At 66.4% G+C, this 16,637-nt stretch carries 15 protein-coding genes; 5 read left to right on the forward strand and 10 right to left on the reverse strand.

What is annotated here, in order from left to right; genetic code table 11:
• Positions 1-36: 36 nt before the first annotated feature.
• Positions 37-1,182, reverse strand: a complete 1,146-nt coding sequence (locus K1X74_05375; protein ID MBX7165760.1) for a Gfo/Idh/MocA family oxidoreductase — start codon at positions 1,180-1,182, stop codon at positions 37-39.
• Between the two features lie 237 nt (positions 1,183-1,419).
• Between K1X74_05375 and K1X74_05380 the strand changes: the two genes are divergently transcribed.
• Positions 1,420-2,187: an NRDE family protein gene (locus K1X74_05380; GenBank protein ID MBX7165761.1), complete on the forward strand. Its 768-nt coding sequence runs from the start codon at positions 1,420-1,422 to the stop codon at positions 2,185-2,187.
• A 35-nt stretch (positions 2,188-2,222) separates the two neighbouring features.
• On the opposite strand, the gene K1X74_05385 is transcribed toward K1X74_05380, so the two are convergent.
• The 4 genes from K1X74_05385 to K1X74_05400 all read right to left on the reverse strand — a co-directional run bounded on the left by K1X74_05385 (position 2,223) and on the right by K1X74_05400 (position 7,090).
• Positions 2,223-2,885: a hypothetical protein gene (locus tag K1X74_05385; protein MBX7165762.1), complete on the reverse strand. Its 663-nt coding sequence runs from the start codon at positions 2,883-2,885 to the stop codon at positions 2,223-2,225.
• 768 nt (positions 2,886-3,653) lie between these two features.
• Complete coding sequence (pyrE, locus tag K1X74_05390; GenBank protein ID MBX7165763.1) at positions 3,654-4,217, reverse strand: orotate phosphoribosyltransferase; 564 nt, start codon at positions 4,215-4,217, stop codon at positions 3,654-3,656.
• A gap of 156 nt (positions 4,218-4,373) precedes the next feature.
• On the reverse strand, positions 4,374-5,564 hold the full coding sequence (locus tag K1X74_05395; protein ID MBX7165764.1) for a L,D-transpeptidase family protein: 1,191 nt from the start codon (positions 5,562-5,564) through the stop codon (positions 4,374-4,376).
• 185 nt (positions 5,565-5,749) lie between these two features.
• Positions 5,750-7,090, reverse strand: a complete 1,341-nt coding sequence (locus K1X74_05400; protein MBX7165765.1) for a replication-associated recombination protein A — start codon at positions 7,088-7,090, stop codon at positions 5,750-5,752.
• Positions 7,091-7,278: 188 nt separating this feature from the next.
• Between K1X74_05400 and K1X74_05405 the strand changes: the two genes are divergently transcribed.
• The gene (locus K1X74_05405; GenBank protein MBX7165766.1) at positions 7,279-7,743 is read left to right on the forward strand and encodes a DUF1499 domain-containing protein; all 465 of its coding nucleotides are present in this window, start codon (positions 7,279-7,281) and stop codon (positions 7,741-7,743) included.
• Between the two features lie 30 nt (positions 7,744-7,773).
• On the opposite strand, the gene K1X74_05410 is transcribed toward K1X74_05405, so the two are convergent.
• Entirely contained in the window at positions 7,774-8,859 is a 1,086-nt protein-coding gene (locus tag K1X74_05410) for a PA0069 family radical SAM protein (GenBank protein MBX7165767.1), read from the reverse strand.
• A gap of 286 nt (positions 8,860-9,145) precedes the next feature.
• Between K1X74_05410 and K1X74_05415 the strand changes: the two genes are divergently transcribed.
• Complete coding sequence (locus tag K1X74_05415; protein MBX7165768.1) at positions 9,146-10,768, forward strand: hypothetical protein; 1,623 nt, start codon at positions 9,146-9,148, stop codon at positions 10,766-10,768.
• Between the two features lie 16 nt (positions 10,769-10,784).
• Here K1X74_05415 and K1X74_05420 read toward each other — a convergent pair whose 3' ends face one another.
• A complete protein-coding gene (locus tag K1X74_05420) occupies positions 10,785-11,483 on the reverse strand; it encodes an endonuclease III domain-containing protein (GenBank protein MBX7165769.1) in 699 nt (232 codons plus the stop codon).
• Positions 11,484-11,645: 162 nt separating this feature from the next.
• Here K1X74_05420 and K1X74_05425 point away from each other — a divergent pair, with 162 nt between their 5' ends.
• On the forward strand, positions 11,646-12,419 hold the full coding sequence (locus K1X74_05425) for a CPBP family intramembrane metalloprotease (protein ID MBX7165770.1): 774 nt from the start codon (positions 11,646-11,648) through the stop codon (positions 12,417-12,419).
• Between the two features lie 229 nt (positions 12,420-12,648).
• Entirely contained in the window at positions 12,649-13,188 is a 540-nt protein-coding gene (locus tag K1X74_05430) for a DUF2617 family protein (protein MBX7165771.1), read from the forward strand.
• Between the two features lie 40 nt (positions 13,189-13,228).
• Here K1X74_05430 and K1X74_05435 read toward each other — a convergent pair whose 3' ends face one another.
• Genes K1X74_05435 through K1X74_05445 form a run of 3 tightly spaced genes read right to left on the reverse strand, consistent with a single transcriptional unit; the run spans position 13,229 to position 16,470 of the window.
• Positions 13,229-14,041, reverse strand: a complete 813-nt coding sequence (locus K1X74_05435) for an alpha/beta hydrolase (GenBank protein MBX7165772.1) — start codon at positions 14,039-14,041, stop codon at positions 13,229-13,231.
• 3 nt (positions 14,042-14,044) lie between these two features.
• A complete protein-coding gene (locus tag K1X74_05440; protein ID MBX7165773.1) occupies positions 14,045-14,587 on the reverse strand; it encodes a DUF2752 domain-containing protein in 543 nt (180 codons plus the stop codon).
• Positions 14,584-16,470, reverse strand: coding sequence for a hypothetical protein (locus K1X74_05445; protein MBX7165774.1), 1,887 nt, complete (start codon positions 16,468-16,470; stop codon positions 14,584-14,586). The genes K1X74_05440 and K1X74_05445 overlap by 4 nt, the downstream gene beginning before the upstream one ends.
• Positions 16,471-16,637 lie beyond the last annotated feature (167 nt).

Raw genomic sequence — 16,637 nt, forward strand, 5'->3', positions numbered from 1 at the left:
GGACGGCAGTTGTGAAAAGGTGGTTTGCGCAGTCGGTCAGGGCTCGCCGGGGGGCGTGTCGATCCAGCGTCGTTCGCGATACGACCGCAACACCGAGTCGGCCACGCGCTGGGCGTTCCATCCGTCGTAGTAGCTGGGCACCGCCTGGCGCCCGCCCACGATGGCCGAAACGAACTCCCACGCGAGGTCGTAGCGAAACACGGTCGCCGGCACGCCCACCGCGGGGTCGCGCGGGCTGTCGGCCGGCTTGAGAAACTCACCCGGCACGGTCACCGGCGCCAGGTCGCTGCCGGTTTTGCCGAGCAGAATCGTATTCGGTTCGTGCAGGCGATAGACGGCCGAGCCGAGCGAGCCGTTGATCTCGGCCCACTCGTGGCCGAAGCCCTCGCGGCCGTAGCCCTTGGCCAAGGTCGTGCCTTCCCACACGCCGGTCGCGCCGCAGGCGAATTCGCCGAGCAGCGCCGACCAGTCGTCCACATCCGAAGGCGGGCAATCGCGCCCGTCGACCGTCCTGGTCCGCGGAGCAAACCGGGCGATGGCCCCGCTGATCCGCGCGAGCGGTCCGAGCAGGTCCATCGCAAAATCGAGCCGATGAATCGTCATGTCGAACAGGTCGCCCGCCCCGGCCTGCGACTGGTACTGGCGCCAGCCCCAGCTCGTCTCGGGCCAATCGAGAAACCGCTGCGAGCGAAAATGCCGCGGCTCGCCCAACTGTCCGCTGGCGACCAGGTGTTTCATGTATCGCATCGCCGGCGCGAAGCGGTAGGTAAACGCCGTCATGTGCACGACGCCCGCGTCGCGGGCCGTAGCGTACATCTCGCCCACTTCCTGGGCATTCAGTCCCAGCGGCTTTTCGCACATCACGTGCTTGCCGTGTCGCGCGGCGGCCACCGAGATCGGGCGATGGGTGAAATTCGGCGTGGCGATGATCAGCGCGTCGACTTCGGGGTCGGCGGCGAGCTGCTCGGCGTCGGTCGTGACGCGCAGCTTCGGCCAGTCGGCCCGCAGCTTGGGCCAGGTCTCCTGGCGGCGGGCCAGCAGCTCGGTGCTCGTATCGCAGGCGGCCACGAGCTGCGCCCGTGGATCGAGCGCCAGCCCCGGCACATGGTGGTAATCGCTGACGGCGCCAGCGCCTACGATGGCCACACGCACCGGCGATTTTTGGGCTCGAATTGCCGTCATCGGATTACTCGACGAGCCTGCCCGCGGGACCGTGTCCTAGACTCAAGATCGGCATTCCGGGCAGGAGGAGTGCAAAGAGTAAGTGTTTCGCCGCTAGCTCACAAGGCGGACCGCAGGCCCTGCGACGAAGGCGGCGATAGCAGCCATCAGCAACCCTGCCCCCCGCGTCGGCTCGACTATGATGAGGGGGCAACTTTGCCTTGCGGCCTGGCCGCGCATCACGGGCCGTGCGCCGATATGTGCCTGATTGCCCTCGCCTTTCAAGTCTTCGACGACTGTCCCGTGGCCGTTGCGGCCAATCGCGAGGAGTACTTCGATCGACCGGCCGACCCGCCGGCCTTGCGCCGGGCGGGAACCATGCCCGTGGTCTGTGGACAAGACCTTCGGGCTGGCGGAACCTGGTTGGGCGTGAACGGTCGCGGCGTGCTCGTCGCGGTGACGAATCGGTGGTTTGTCGAGTCGCCGCCCGAGCCGCGTTCGCGGGGCTCGCTGGCCATGGAATTGCTCGCCTGCGCCACGGCCCGGCAAGCCGCAGAGCTGGCACACCGCGAATTGGCCACCGGACGCTATGCCGGGGTCAATTACGTCTGCCTCGATGCGGCCAGCGGCCACGTCGTCAGCTTCACGGGCCTGATGGAGGTGCGCGGAAATGTCGAGCAGATCGATCTGCGGCCGGGCCTGCACCTGCTGACCAATGGCCCGCTGAACGACGCGTCGGATTTTCGCCAGCGCTATTTCCGCAGCCTGCTGGCCGACCGCAGCTGCGACGACACGACGGAATTCTCCGCTGTGACCCAAGCGATCTTGCGCACCGGACCGGACGAATCGCAGCAGCATACGATCATCGTCCGCGACGATCACCGCGGCACCGTGTCGTCGAGCATTGTGCTGCTGCCGCGCAATCTCCAGCAGTCGCGTTGGTGGTACGCGCCCGAGGCCCCCGATCGCGTCGATTACCAGGATCGCTCAGCGATTCTGGTCGCGCTGCTCACGGGCAAAGCCTGACTAACGCGGCACTTTCGGCGAGCACGCTGGCTGCGCTACGCCGCCAGGCGATAGAGCCGGCTGTTACGGGCCTTGCCGATCAGTTCGGCGGCGCCGCAGCGATGCAGGCAGTAGGCGATCTGCTGCGCCAGCCAGCGCGGCACGTCGGCAGCGTCGGCCAATTGCTGCGTGTCGAACGTCTCGGGCAGATCGTCGGGCAGTAGGCGATGCAGGTCGGCGGCCGTGGCCAGCTCGACGCGCTCGCGCACGCCGACCAGCCGGCGATCGACCACCTCGAAGTCGTTCCGCCGCCAGCGCCGACGCCGGCCGTGGCCCGGTACGCGCAGCTCCTCGACGTCGACCAGCAGGATCTCGAGCCGCAGGCGGGGATGCGGATAGACCTGCGTGAAGTGCACCAGCTCGGCAAAAGCGTCGAGCAGCCGGCCGCGCTTGGGGCTCAGCCGCGACGAGACGATCTCGCCCTCGCGCCGTTTGAGCTTGATCAGCCGGCGCGAAGCGATCACAGGCTTGACGATGCACAGCCGATGCCGCTTGACGAGCGCGGCCGTCTTCGTGCGCAGGGCCGCCAGGCCCGCGTGCTGAATCTCGACCAGCTCGTCGCCACGGAGGCAATCGATGCGATACTCGCCGACGCGAACCTCCTGCGTGTCGGCATCGCCGCAGAGAGATTTCAGCTCACGGTGCAGCGAAGTTTCCACGGTCGAAGCGTGCCGTCGGTGCTAGCAAGGATGGCGAGAGAATCGCTTGCCGTACGTATCGACCGCGCACACCAGCAAACTTGCCTGGAGCCCGCCAGCTTGCGGCAATCAGGCCTGACGACTCATGGAAAAACTAGCAGATGCGGCTTCGCCAGCTTGAGACGAGCTACGCCACGCTCGGACACGTGCGTGTGATCCAATTTCACACATTTTAATTCCGGGAACTTCGTAAGACCGTCAATACAGGCATCTGAAATAGCGGTTTGCGATAGGTAGAGGTATTCCAGATGTCGAAGTGTGGACCATGAACGGACAGAGTCGTCGGTGACAGTAGTTAAACGAACGTCTAGACACTCCAAGTTCGGGCAGTTGCGTATATCTGCCCATGTCTTTAGGTCCGCAGCACAGCCGCGCAGCGAAAGCTCTTTGAGTGCGGGACAGCACGGTGGTGGGACGCGAAGGCCCGAGCTCAATTTGCATCCATCCAAGGCCAGGCGGCGCAGTTGGGTGTATGGAGCAAGTGCTTCCCATCGCTCCCGCGACATTTCCCTGTCGACAAAGATGATGTCGCAAATCCGACGGGGATTCTGGCAAGACGGCCGAACATCGCGCGTGCCCTCGCGCACGAAAAGACGTGCCCCAAGGCTCTCCAGCTTGCGATGCAGTTCCCAATGCCTGCGAAGCTGGGCCGTATGACTCGCAAAACCTGCCGCTACCACAACAAGCAACAACAGCACGCGAAGTGAGTACTGTGTCCGCCGCAAGGGATTACCCCGCCGGCTCGATGCCGAAGTCGCGGATGGTGAACAGGCTGCTGAAGCGGTAGCCGCGGCTTTCGAACGCCTCGCGGCCCCCTTCGAGGCGATCGACGATCGTCAGCACGTGCACGACCTTCAGGCCGAACTCCTCGGCCCGTTCGATCGCCAACAGCGACGAGCCGCCGGTCGTGACGACGTCTTCGACGATGGCCACGTTCTGACCCGCCGCGACGGGCCCTTCGATGTAGCGGTTGGTGCCGTGCCCCTTGGGCTCTTTGCGCACCAGGAAGCCGGCCAGGTCGAGTTGACGCAAATCGGCCAGCGTGATGATGGCCGCCACGATCGGATCGGCGCCGATCGACATGCCGCCCACGGCCGCTGGCGGGCTATCGGCCAGCAGATCAAGCATCCCCTCGCCGACCAGCCGCGCGCCGGCCGAAGCCAGGGTGATCTGTTTGCAGTCGAGGTAGAACTTGGCCTTCTTGCCCGAGGCGAGCGTGAAGTCGCCAAACCGCAGGGCCCGGCTGCGAACCAACTCGGCAAGTGCGTTGCGATCGTACACGGTCGTGACCAGGTCCTTTCTGCGTTTCCAGCGGCATCTCGCGCCCGGCGGCCATCCTACACCCTTAGCGCACGGCGAACAGCCTCCCAAGCAAAACGCAGCCCAGGCTCGCGGTGAGCCTGGGCTGCGGCCAGGGTGTCGGATTTGCAATCCGCTGCCGTGCGGCGGTCAGTGACGAATCGTCACCCGCGAGCCGACGGAGAGGATGTCGTAGACGTCGATGATGTCGGCGGGCGACATGCGGATGCAGCCGCGCGATTCGGCACGTCCGACCGAGTTCGGATCGTTCGTGCCGTGGATGCCCAAATGGTTTCCCAGATCGAGCCAGCGCTCGCCGAGCGGATTGGCGGGGTCGTCGGCCGCGATCGTGCCGTCGGCGCCGGTGTACTCGGGGTTCTCGACCTTGTTTTGCACCGTGTACTCGCCGACCGGCGTCGATTGATCCTGCCCGATGCCGATGCGGAACCGGCCCGCGTAGCGCTCGTGCAAATACAGGGTCAGCAGGAACTCATCAAGATCGACGACCGCATTGAACGGTCCGCGCAGCACCTTGAGCTGTGTGCCGGGCTGCAACTGGTTGGGATCGCGAATGCCATTGATCTTGGCCAGCAACTGCCAAGGCACCTGGTAGGGCGCGGCAATCTTGTCGAGCGTGTCGCCCGGCTGCACGACGTAGGCCGGCTCGAGCACATGCTCGCCCGAGTACACGGCCGTGCCGGCCACCGGGTCGAGAAGTTCCATCAACTGTTGGTGTTCTTCGCCCGCGAGATTCGGGTTGTCGTACCACTGCGACAATGCCAGGTGCGCCGCGGCCAACTGACCCTGTTCGATCTGCTGGCGCATGGCTTGGAGTGCGGTGGCGAAATCGCCCGCCGGCGCGGCGGGCGGAACGCCGGCGGCTTCGGCGCCGGGCACGGTGGCCAGATCGGCAGGCGGCGTGGCATAGCTGTTGCCGTAGGCCTCATTCACCGGCGCGGCCTGCGTGGTCAGTGGGGCGGCCGCGGTGTTCGCGTCGGGCATGGCGCTGGGATCGACCGGAGGCGCGGCGCCAAAGGCGGGCGCCTCGACTGGCGGGGCTTCGACCTCGGGCGCAGCGCCAGGAGGGGCGGGAGCGGCGGCCAGCGGCGCTGCCGGCGCTTCGGCAAACGGCGGCGCTTCGCTCGCTTCGGTTGGAACCGGTTGCACCTCGGTCGGCACGGCATCGCCTTCGCCCATGTCGATCGCGGGAGGCGCGTCGGCCCAGCCGGGCGGCGCTTCGGCCGGCGGTGGCGGTTCCGGCGATCCGGTTAAGGCGAGCCAGACGCCATATCCGATGCCGCCTAGTACGACCAACATCACCAACGACTTGAGCGAGTTCACGTTCGTCCTCCCTGACGCGCGTGCGGGACGATTTCCTGCCGCAGAGCGTTCACCTGATCCTTGGCCGATACGCTTGAGCCGGATCATACGCCAAGGGGACCGCCGAGTGCTACGTCAGCCTGCATAGCAGCGGCTTCGGCTGCCCGGTCCGAATTGGCGGCAGCGCACACGCCAGCAGCATCGTGCTAGCGGGGCGGCGCATCGGCCGGCTGCCGCGAAGTACGCAGCCGGGCCCGAATCTGCTCCAGCCGCTCGGCCAATTCGCGCTCGAAGCCGCGGTCGACCGGCCGGTAATACTCCCGCTCGACGCCCAGATAGTCCTGTGCCGCGACCCCCTCGGGCGCATCGTGCGAATACTCGTATCCGGCACCATGCCCCATCCGCTTGGCGCCGGCATAGTGGCGGTCGCGCAGATGCACCGGGACGGGCACGAGCCGCCCCTCGTTCACGTCGCGGCTGGCCTCACCGATGCCCACGGTGCAAGCGTTTGACTTCGGCGCGCAGGCCAGATAGGTCACGGCCTGGGCCAGGTGCAATTGGCACTCGGGCAAGCCGACAAACTCGCAGGCCTGCATCGCCGCCACGGCCAGGGGCAGGGCGTGCGGGTCGGCGTTGCCGACGTCCTCGCTGGCCAGGATCACCAGCCGCCGCGCCAAGAACCGCACGTCTTCGCCGGCATTCAGCATCCGCGCCAGCCAGTATAGACCCGCGTCGGGGTCGCTGCCGCGGATGCTCTTGATCAGTGCGCTGGCGGCGTCGTAGTGAGCGTCGCCCGAACGATCGTATTGAATCGCTTTGCGCTGCACCGATTCGGCGGCCAGCTCGCGGGTAAACTCGATGGGGCGTTCGCGGCTCGACAACACGCCGATCTCGAGCGCCGACAGGGCCCTCCGCGCGTCGCCATCGCTGACCTCGGCCAGAAACTCCAGCGCGTCGTCGTGCAGGTTCACCGGGTAGCGCCCCAGCCCGCGCTGCGCGTCGGTCAGCGCGCGCCGGACTATGGAGCGGATGTCGTCCTTGGTCAGCGGCTCGAACTGGAAGACCTGGCTGCGGCTGACCAGCGCGCTGGTCAGCGCAAAAAAGGGATTCTGCGTCGTCGCGCCGACCAGCACGATCGTGCCGCTCTCGACGTCGGGCAGCAGCACGTCCTGCTGTGCCTTGCTGAACCGGTGGATCTCGTCGATGAACAGCAGCGTCCGCCGACCTTCGGCCGCCAACCGATCTTGGGCCGCCGCGATCACGTCGCGCAGCTCCTTGACGCCGCTGGTCACGGCGTTGACTTGTTCGAAGTGGCTCTTGCTCTCGCCGGCCAGCAGCCGGGCCAGCGTAGTCTTGCCGGTGCCGGGCGGGCCGTAGAACACCACCGAGCTGAGTCGATCGGCCGCCAGCAACCGGCGCAGCAACTTCCCCTCGGCCAGAAAATGCGATTGGCCCGTAAACTCGGCAAGCGTGCGCGGTCGCATCCGCGCGGCCAAGGGCAGGGCCCGTTGGCGATTGGCTTCTTCGCTGGCGGCAAACAGGTTCATGTCGTCGGTCTCATCGCGCGGCCGTGCCGTCGACATGGCATTCTACCGCCGCAACGCGCGGGCTGCTTGCCGGCGTGGCATTCCGCGCGGCCACGGCCTACAATGCGGCGCCATCAGCCTGGGTTTGCCCCATGGACACCTCGTCGGCATCGCCCTCTGCTTCCGTCTCTTCGTCCGGACGACGCGCCGTGTGGACGTTTTTGTTGATTGTGCTGGTGATCGTCGTGGCCGTGGCCGCGATCCTGGCGACGCAGATCGACGACTGGAGCCGTGACCTGTCGCAAAACACGGCCCGCACCGACAGTGCCGCGGCCGATCCAGGGCTGCATCCGCTGCGCGTGCGGGCCAGCGTCGACGACGCGGCCGTGGCCGTGGCGGCCGCCGCGGCCACGCTGCCGCGGTGGGCTGTTGCGGATCGCACGGTTTCGGCCACGGCCGGCGCCCGGTTGGCCTTCGTCCGCACCACTCCGCTGATGCGCTTCAAGGACGATATCGTGATCACTATTTCGCCGCTGCCCGAGGGCGGAGTGATCGTCGATGCCGAAAGCAAGTCGCGCGTGGGTAAGGGGGACCTCGGTCAGAATCCGCGCAACATCAAAGAGCTGTTCGCGGCGATCAAGGTGCAACTGGGCGAACGCGCGGTACAGCCGTAAGGCCTGCACTGCCCGGACAGCCGCATCGCTTTAGAACAGCCGCATCTGTCCCGAGGGCTCGCGCGGCGGCCGGAACTGCGAACTGTCGAGCGACGGCGGCGGCTGATTCAGGCCGTGTTTGGCCTTGAACACCTGGAACATCGCGCCGATCTGCTGGGCATAGTTGCCTTGGCCGCGCATGCGTTGGTCGAACGCCGGATCGTAGAGCTGGCCGCCCCGGGTCTCGCGAATCAGGGCTTCGACGCGGTCTTGCGCCAGCGGCCGATGCTCGGCCAGCCACGCGCGAAAGATCGGTTCGACCGCCAGCGGCAGCCGCAGCAGCGTGTAGGTCGCACTCGATGCGCCGGCCTCACGGGCCGCTTCGAGCACCTGCGGAATCTCGTGGTCGTTGATGCCGGGCATGATCGGCGCCATCATCACCCGCACCGGCACGGCGGCCGCGCTCAATTCGCGAATGGCTCGCAAGCGGGCCTGGGGCGCCGAAGTCCGCGGCTCGAGCCGGCGCGTCAGTCCCTGATCGAGGGACGTGATGCTCACGTTGACGGCGACGAGCTTGTTTTGCGCCAGCTCGGCGAGTACGTCGAGATCGCGCGTGATCAGGGCGTTCTTCGTGATGATCGCCACGGGTTGTCGGGCCTCGAGCATCACCTCCAGGCAGCCGCGCGTTAGCCGCAGCTCGGCTTCCACCGGCTGATAACAGTCGGTCACGCCCGACAGTGCGATCAATTCGCCGCGCCAATTCGGATGGCCCAGCTCTTTGCGCAAGAGTGCCGGCGCGTCGTGCTTGACCAGAATGCGGGTCTCGAAATCGAGCCCGGCCGACAGGCCGAGATACTCGTGGTAGGGGCGGGCATAGCAATACGCGCAGCCGTGTTCGCAGCCGCGATAAGGATTGATGCTCCAGTCGAACGCGACGTCGGGGCTGTCGTTGCGCGTGATCAGCGATTGCGAACGGTCGGGCAGGAACTGCGTGGGCACCGTGCGCCGCGGGGCCTGGAGATCTTCGTCGTGCTCCAGTTGCTCGAAGTCGGGCTCCAGGTGCGTGGCCTCGAAGCGATTCGCCGGCTGCGCCTGCGTACCCCGGCCGACGATGCGTGGTGGCTGTTGCGGGTTCATCACGGGGCATTATAGGCGCGGTCCACGCGGCCGGCCGCGCACACCAGGGCATTCGTCAAGGTTTGCCCGCGCGGCGAACCTTTGCCGATCGTCAGGCGCGGCGGCCAAGCACCCCTGCGAACGAACCTTTCTTGCTCCCGGCCGCGCAACCGGCGGCACAATCGAGCTACCAACGGACCGTGGCGCGGGAATTTCTTGACCCCTTACAGAAGCGGGGTTAGTTTTCGGTTGGTGACTTTGTCGCACCTGCACCAGCGCTCGCCGCGCACTCTCGGAGGCTTACCGTATGTCGTGGGCCCAGGTCGGTCGGAGTCGGGGTGTCGCACTTTGCCTGCTCGCGCTACTCGCACTTTGTGGTCAGACTGCCCGGGCCGCGCAGTACTTTCTCACGATCGGCGGCGGCTATTCGCCCAGCGGCAACCAGGTCTCGCTCGAGCGGAACGTGCTGTACTTCCAGCGGCTGCTGGCCGAACAAGGTCTGGCCGCTGCGCCGCACGAGGTGTTCTTTGCCGACGGCGACGACCCGGCGCGCGATCTGCAATTTGTCGATCCCGGTTTTCACGTCCCGGCCGCGAATCTGCTGCTGGCCCAGCTCGCCGGCGAAGAGGAGGGGCTCGAGCTGCAGTACCGCAATCATGACCTGCCCGGCGCGCAGCACGGTGCGACGCGGGCCAATATTGAGCGCTGGTTCGGCGACGTCGGGCAACAACTCACCGCGACGGATCGGCTCGTCGTTTATCTCACCGGCCACGGCGGCAAAGGCAGTTCGGGCGAAAACAGCCTGTTCCATTTGTGGAATGGCGAGCGGATGACGGTCAAAGAGTTCACCGCGCAGTTGGACCGCGTGCCGCCGGAGGTCCCGGTGGTGCTTGTGATGGTGCAGTGCTACTCGGGCGGGTTCGCCAACGTGATCTTTCAAGGCGGCGATCCGGCGCAAGGCGTCAGTCCTGCGCGGCGTTGCGGTTTCTTTGCCACGGTATACGACCGAGTCGCGGCGGGTTGCACGCCCGACATTCGCGAAGAGGACTATCAGGAATACAGCACGGCTTTTTGGGCGGCGCTGGGGGGCCGCACTCGCGCGGGCGAGCCGATCGACCTGCCCGACTTCGACGGCGACGGCCACGTCAGCTTTACCGAGGCCCACGCGTATGCCCTGATCCAATCGCCGACGATCGACATTTCGGTCAAGACGTCCGACGCTTTGTTGCGCGCGTTCAGCAAGTTGAAATCGGACGAGCACGCCGATTTGCTCACTGCCGAGGCGCCCTGCGACGAGTTGTTAGCCACTGCGGCGCCGGCTGAGCGGACGGCCATCGAACGCTTGTCGTCCCAATTGGACCTGACCGCTGCCAATCGACACGAGGCAGCCGAGCGGCTGGCCTCCGAGATCACCGCCGAACGGCGACGCGTCGATGGCCAGAAGCGCAAGGTTAGTGGAGAATATCAGCAGCTTCGCACGCAGCTCCGGCGATTCGTCGAACACCGTTGGCCCGAGCTCGAGAACCCCTACCACCCGGTCGTGTGCGGCCTGCTGCAAGATCACGGCGCCGAACTGACGGCGGCGATCGACGACCAGCCCGAGGCCAGCAAATTCCGCGAGTTGCACGACGAGATCGCCCGGCTCGGCGAGCAGTCGCTCGATCTACAGCGTCGCTGGGCGCGTTGCCAGCGCTTGATGCGCGTGCTCGAAAACGTCGCCCTCGCGGCCAATCTTCCCAAAGTCGCCACGCCCGAGCAGCAACAGCGCTATCAGGCGTTGCTGGCCTGCGAATCGAGCTGGCTGCTCGACCCGGCCGTCAATGGCCCTGCCGCGCCGCTCGAAGCGGCGATGGTCCGGTTCCGCGCGGCGGCCGACGCGGCGATGGCCGGTACGGCGTCCGACCCGCCCCAGGGTGCCTGCACGCCCTGATCGCGGCCGGTTCCGCTTACCACTCCGGCTCGCAGGGGCCCGACGGCGGAAGCATTTCCGCCAGAGGGCAACCCGTGCAACGCGGCTGCTTGCCGCAATGCTGCTTGCCGACGCTCACCAGCAAGGCGTGATACTCGTTGAACATCGCCGCGTCGAGCGGCAGCGCCGCGTGAAAGTGGTCCTGCACGGCGTGGTAGTCGGCCTCCGGTTCGATCCACCCGTGGCGTTTGTACACGCGATGCGTATAGGCATCGACCACGAAGGTCGGAATTTGTCCCGCGTAGAGCAGAATCGAATCGGCCGTCTCGGGGCCGATGCCGTTGATGCTCAACAGCGCCTCGCGCAGCTCGGCCGCCGGCTCGGCAAACATCGCCTCGAGCGAGCCCTCGTAGCGCGCGTGCAGCCAGTGCAGAAAATTGCGCAGCCGCCCGGCCTTCAGGCGGAAGTAGCCTGCCGGGCGAATCAGCTCGGCCAGTTCCTCGGGCGCCAGTTCGTACATGGCCGAAGGATCGAGGACTTCGGCCGTCCGGAGCCGGGCGATCGCCTGCTCGACGTTCTTCCAGCTCGTGTTTTGGGTGAGCAGCGCGCCGACAATCACCTCGAAAGGCGTCTCGCCCGGCCACCACGATTGCGGCCCGTAATGCTGCAACAGCCGCTCGAAGACCTCGCGCACGGTCGAGCGTTCGTGCGAAGCATTGCGGGTCGAAGCGGACATGAGGTGGCCCTGCCAGGGCTTGCCGACGAGATATGCCCTTGCAGGGCGCTCGGGCAACGGTCGTGCGATTCACAGCGATTGTACGGGCTCAAGAGCCGCGGCGCCACGACCCGAAGTAGACCAGTGACCAGCACCGCAACCCCCTCGCAGTTCGGGCCCGCCATGAGTACGACCGTCGCCGCGACGAGCGCCGCGCCGCTGCACATGGCCCGCAACTATTGGGACGAGTCGCGAGCCCCGCTGACGAGCCTGCTGTTCGTCTTGCCGATGCTCTTGGGTTACGAGCTGGGCGGAGCGTATCTCGGCCGCGACGCCTGGCGCAGCGGCGCCGAGGTCTGGCTCAATGCCGTGATTGCCCAGTCCGGCTTTGCCGGCAGGTGGTTGGTGCCCGTCGCCACGGTCGTTGCGCTGCTGGCCTGGCATCACGCGTCGGGCCGGCGCTGGAATGTTTCGGCCCTGGTGCTGCTGACCATGCTGGCCGAAACGGTCGCCTGGGCGGCGGGCCTGGTCGCGGCGGCACATGCGCAGCTCGACCTGGTCGCGCGGATGTCGGCCCAGGAATTGCTACCCGCCGCCGGCATTCTCGAGCAATATGCCGCCGGCCGCGCGCTGAGCCAGGTGGTGCTGTATCTGGGCGCTGGTCTGTACGAAGAGTTTTTGTTTCGCCTGGCGCTCTTGCCGGTGCTAGCCTGGGCACTGCAAAATCTAGGAAGTCAGCCGCGCGCACGTGCCTGGTTCCTGGCCGCGGTGTTGTCGACCTTGGTATTTGCCGCGGCCCACTACATCGGTCCCTACGGCGACGCTTGGGCGTGGCCGACGTTTGCCGTGCGTCTCTTGGCCGGCGGCTTCTTTGCGGCGCTGTTCGTCTTGCGCGGCTTTGGCATTGCTGCTGGTGCGCACGCCCTCTACGACATTTGGGTCGGCTGCATCGGTTGAACCTCGCGCGGCCGCATGTGCCAGGGCACTGGCGCGCGTTGCCCGATGCTAGCACGCGCACAGAACAAACGGTTGCAGGTTTGTCAAGCGGCGCAGTGCACAGCAATGATCTTCTGCGCGCGAATCTCCCTTTGAGCGCTTGGCGAGTGCAATCTATAATCGCGCTCGTGCGGTGAATGAGTTGTGCTCGGTTGTCCGAGACGCGTGCACTTGATAAGGATCTTCGCCCGTGCTGACGGTTCGCCCTAAAGTCGCCGAGTTGGTGTTTCAGCTTTATGGTCGCGCACTGCATCCGGAACTGTTCGAAATCCACCAGTCGCGCCGCGTCGAACGCGGCGACTATCGTGCCCGCATCGACATCACCAGCGCCGGCCATGTGATCACCTGGAGCTATCACGGCCTCACGCTCGTCGAGGTGGCCACGGCGGCCCATCACCCGTTGCCGCAAAAGCGCCGGCTGTTGTCGTACCGTCTCAAAGGCGATCGCAGCGACCGCGTCGAATCGCGCGGCGGCGTGACCTATCAGGTCAATTTCTCGCTCGAGCCGGTCGATCCCGAGGTCTTCTGGACCTTCCAGGAAGAACTCTGCTACGACGGCCAGCATCAAGGCATGCTGCAGCGCTTCGATTCCAGCGGCCGGATGGCCCTGGGCGCGCTCAGCTACGTGAACGTCGAGACCCGGTCGCGCAGCATGCTGGTTCAGGTGTTCCACACCTTCCCGGACGACTACGCGATCGTCAAAAGTCAGTCGCTGTTCGAAGTGCCCTGACGCAACGCGTTTGAGCACGAACGCGGCCTATCGCCGCCGGTCACGAACTGCGCAAGAATTCCAGGAACGCGGCATTCGTGGCCGCGGGATTTTCCAGCGGGGCCATGTGGCCCGCAGCGCCGATCTCGACGAACCGGGCGCCGGCGATCTGGCCGGCCAGCTTCCGCATCTCGTCGAGCGGAGTGATCGCGTCGTCCGTGCCGCAGAGCACCAATGTCGGCACGTCGATCTGCACCAACAGGTCGGTGCTGTCCTGCCGCGCGGCCATACCGCGCAGCGCCGCGGCGATCGTGGTTGCGGGCGTGCCTTCGATCGTGGCTCGACACGCGGCGATGATCTCGGACCGTTCGGCGAGCGTCTGGGCGGCAAACAGCTTGGGCACCATCGCGCGGGCCAGGACCGCGCGCCCTTCGCGCGCGACGGTGGCGGCCGTTTGCAGCCGTCCACGCGCCGTTTCGGTCGTATCGGGCAGCGCGCGGGTATCGCACAGCATCAGCCGCCCGACGCGCCGGCGATGCCGGCGCCAGAACTGCCAACCGATGTAACCGCCCATCGATAGGCCGCAGAACGTCACCTGTTCGTCGATCGCCAGCCCGTCGAGCAGCGCGGCCAGGTCGTCGGCGAATTGCTCCATGGGCAGCACTTCGGGCGCCGTCCCGTCGGCAGCAACCGCGCTACCGCCGAAGCCGCGCAGGTCGGGCGCCACGACGCGGTACGAACTCGCCAGAACCGGAATCTGCTCGCACCACATCGTGTGATCGAGCGGAAAACCGTGAACGAGCAATACGACCGGCCCGGCGCCTTCGTCGAGCACTTGCAGCCGCGTGCCCGCAACCTCGACGTGTTTCCGCATGGCTCAGCCCAGGGTTCGGACAATCCACTGCACGACGAACACCGGCACCATGGCCCAACCCAACCAGATGAGCCAGGGGGCATGCCAGGCCGCTTGTCCCGCGCGCAGGCGGCAGAGCTGCCAGCCGCGATAGGGGACCTGCGCCGCCACGGCGGCGAACAACAGAATGCCCGCCGGATGAAAACGCCACGCGTCGGCCAGCCGTCCGTGCGCCAGCGAGATGAAGCATCGCGTCAGGCCGCAGCCGGGGCAGGGGGCCTGGAAATAGCGCTGCCAGAGACACAGTTCCGGCAGCGGTTGCCCGGCCAGCGGTAACACGACGTAGCGCTCCGCGCGCACTTCCAACAGCAGGGCGGCGGTCAACACGAACAGCGCGCCGCCCAGCGCCGTCCAATGCCAGGCCGGATCTTCAATCGGGTGGAGCTGGCAGGTGGGCCGCTCGGCGGGAGCAATCTCCCGGCCGCGCGGCACGCTGCAGTCCGACTCGTCGACCACCACCACTCGTGGCGCTCGTTCGAGCGACTCGGCCGCCGCGGTCGTGCTCACGGCTGGCCCGCCTTCGCTCGGCGCTCGGCGAGTGCTTGCTGGAAAAACGCCAATTGCTTGCTCATCAGGCCCGTCTGGGGCTCGAGCCGCACGGCCTTGGTCTGCGTTGCGACGGCCTGTTCGAGATCGCCGGCAAAGTAGTAACAGCGGCCCAGCGTGTCGAGATAGCCAGGCGCGTTGGGCATCAGCTCCAGCGACTTTTTCGAGGCCTGGATGGCCTCGTTGGCGTCGCCCTCGGTGTTCGAGATCAGCCAGGCCAGTTGGTTGTAAGGCGTCGGCACCTCGGGGTCGCGCTGAATCTGGTTGCGAAAGATCTCGGCCGCCTCGCGCACGCGCGTCCTGATCTCGTTGCGTTTGGCCTCGGGCAGGTCCGGCAGATGAAACAGCCCGATCAGCACGTCGGCATCGGTAGGATCGAGCGGCAACGCGGCCTCGAACTCGGCCATGGCTCGCGCCCAATCTTTTTTCGCCACGGCATCGGCGCCGCGGAAGAAGTACATTCGCCGCTTGGTCACGTCGGGATCGTAGTTCGTGCTCGCCGGGACGTCCTGGCCGGCGGCGATCTGGGCCTCGAACACGGCGTTGATCGCCGCGGCCGCTTCGGCGGCTCCGGCGTCGTCGCCGCGGTCGTGCAGGATCTCGGCCAGCTCTTGTTCGGCACGCATTACGTAGACGTTATCCGGCGGGCCGATCTCGATGATCTTGCGATATTCGGCCTCGCACCACCGCGTCCAGCCGCGATTGTGTAAGAACATCGTCACGCTGTAATGTTCGCCCAGGTCCTTGGGGTTCAATTCCAGCGTGCGCGCCGCGAGCTTGTCGGCTGCCTCGCGCTGCCCCTGTGCCTCGCGCGCGAAGGCCAGTGTATAGGCCAGGTGCGGCTGCTGTTGAATGCTCGCGGCGAAACGCTCGGCGGTCGCGTCGACGGCTCGCCACGCGCGGTGCGCCACGAGCCAGTGCAGCAGCTCGATCAGCGAGCCCGGTTCGCTGCCCGCCAGGGGCACCATCCGCAGCGTCGTTTCTTCCGCCTCGGCCTGCCGCCCGGTAGCTTCCATCCAGGCCACGTGCTGTCGCAACAGCGTCTTGACGATCTCCGGGGCGGTCAACTGCGGGAAACGTTCGAGGTTTTCGATCTCCGTCACCAGCAGCGGCTGCCATTGCACGATCGCCTCGGGCATCTCCTTGCGCATCCGCACATAGGCCCGCAGCCAATTCGCCGCGGGGCGCGGGCTCGAGCCCAGGCTGCTCGTGATCGTCTGGGCTCGGGCGTCCCAGCGGGCGTCGTCGAACGCGGCGATCGGGTCGGCCTGGGGCGGGGTTGCTTCGGCCACGGCGCGGGCCGCCGTCTCATCGAACGGCTGACCCGTGACCATGTTTTCGATCGATGTTTCCGCGAGCCCCTGGCTCATGATTGCCAGTGCTGCACGCTTCGACCACGCGTCCGATTTCAGAAACCGCGTCAGCCGGCACAACGCGGGCAGACCCACATCGTTGGCCATCGTGGCCAGCTTCTTGAGCCGCTCTTCGCGGTTGTTTTCGTCGGCCGTTTCAAAGCCGTCGAGCAAATTCTTGACCTCGGCCGGGTCGTCGGCCAGGGTCAGTTCGACCTGCATGCGCCGCAGCAGGTAGCGCACCCGGGCGGCGATTTCGATGTCCTCGCTTCCCTCGGCGAGCGTGAGTGCATCGAACGCCTCGAGCCCGATGGCGGCGAGCTCCTCCTGAGCCTTCTCGCGAACAAAAAAGCTGTCGTCGCCCAATTGGGCAATCAGCTTTTGCAACCGCTCGGCGAGTGCCCCCTTGGCTGTGGCCCCGTCGGCCAGTGCCGCTGGTGGAGTCTCCTGGGCACGCAACAAACCGGCATGCAGCCCTGCGGTGAGGCTCACCGCGGCGATTCCCGCGATGACCCAGCCGGCTCGACGAAGCCGTCGGTTCCGGGTCCTGCTGCGCACAACGCTCATCGATCTGACCTTCCTTCAGAGGGCGGGCGGTCCCTCATGTTCAGCATACTGCTGGCTTGGCAAACCGGGCAAGATTTGTGGGCTGGCGAGGC

It is taken from the genome of Pirellulales bacterium (genome assembly GCA_019694435.1).
GTDB lineage: Bacteria > Planctomycetota > Planctomycetia > Pirellulales > JAEUIK01 > JAIBBZ01.

What these genes read in the sequence shown, in the direction of transcription:
- K1X74_05375 (MBX7165760.1), bottom strand. Translation starts at nt 1,182, where the DNA reads ATGACGGCAATTCGAGCCCAAAAATCGCCGGTGCGTGTGGCCATCGTA.
- K1X74_05380 (MBX7165761.1), top strand. Translation starts at nt 1,420, where the DNA reads ATGTGCCTGATTGCCCTCGCCTTTCAAGTCTTCGACGACTGTCCCGTG.
- K1X74_05400 (MBX7165765.1), bottom strand. Translation starts at nt 7,090, where the DNA reads ATGAACCTGTTTGCCGCCAGCGAAGAAGCCAATCGCCAACGGGCCCTG.
- K1X74_05410 (MBX7165767.1), bottom strand. Translation starts at nt 8,859, where the DNA reads ATGAACCCGCAACAGCCACCACGCATCGTCGGCCGGGGTACGCAGGCG.
- K1X74_05415 (MBX7165768.1), top strand. Translation starts at nt 9,146, where the DNA reads ATGTCGTGGGCCCAGGTCGGTCGGAGTCGGGGTGTCGCACTTTGCCTG.
- K1X74_05420 (MBX7165769.1), bottom strand. Translation starts at nt 11,483, where the DNA reads ATGTCCGCTTCGACCCGCAATGCTTCGCACGAACGCTCGACCGTGCGC.
- K1X74_05425 (MBX7165770.1), top strand. Translation starts at nt 11,646, where the DNA reads ATGAGTACGACCGTCGCCGCGACGAGCGCCGCGCCGCTGCACATGGCC.
- K1X74_05435 (MBX7165772.1), bottom strand. Translation starts at nt 14,041, where the DNA reads ATGCGGAAACACGTCGAGGTTGCGGGCACGCGGCTGCAAGTGCTCGAC.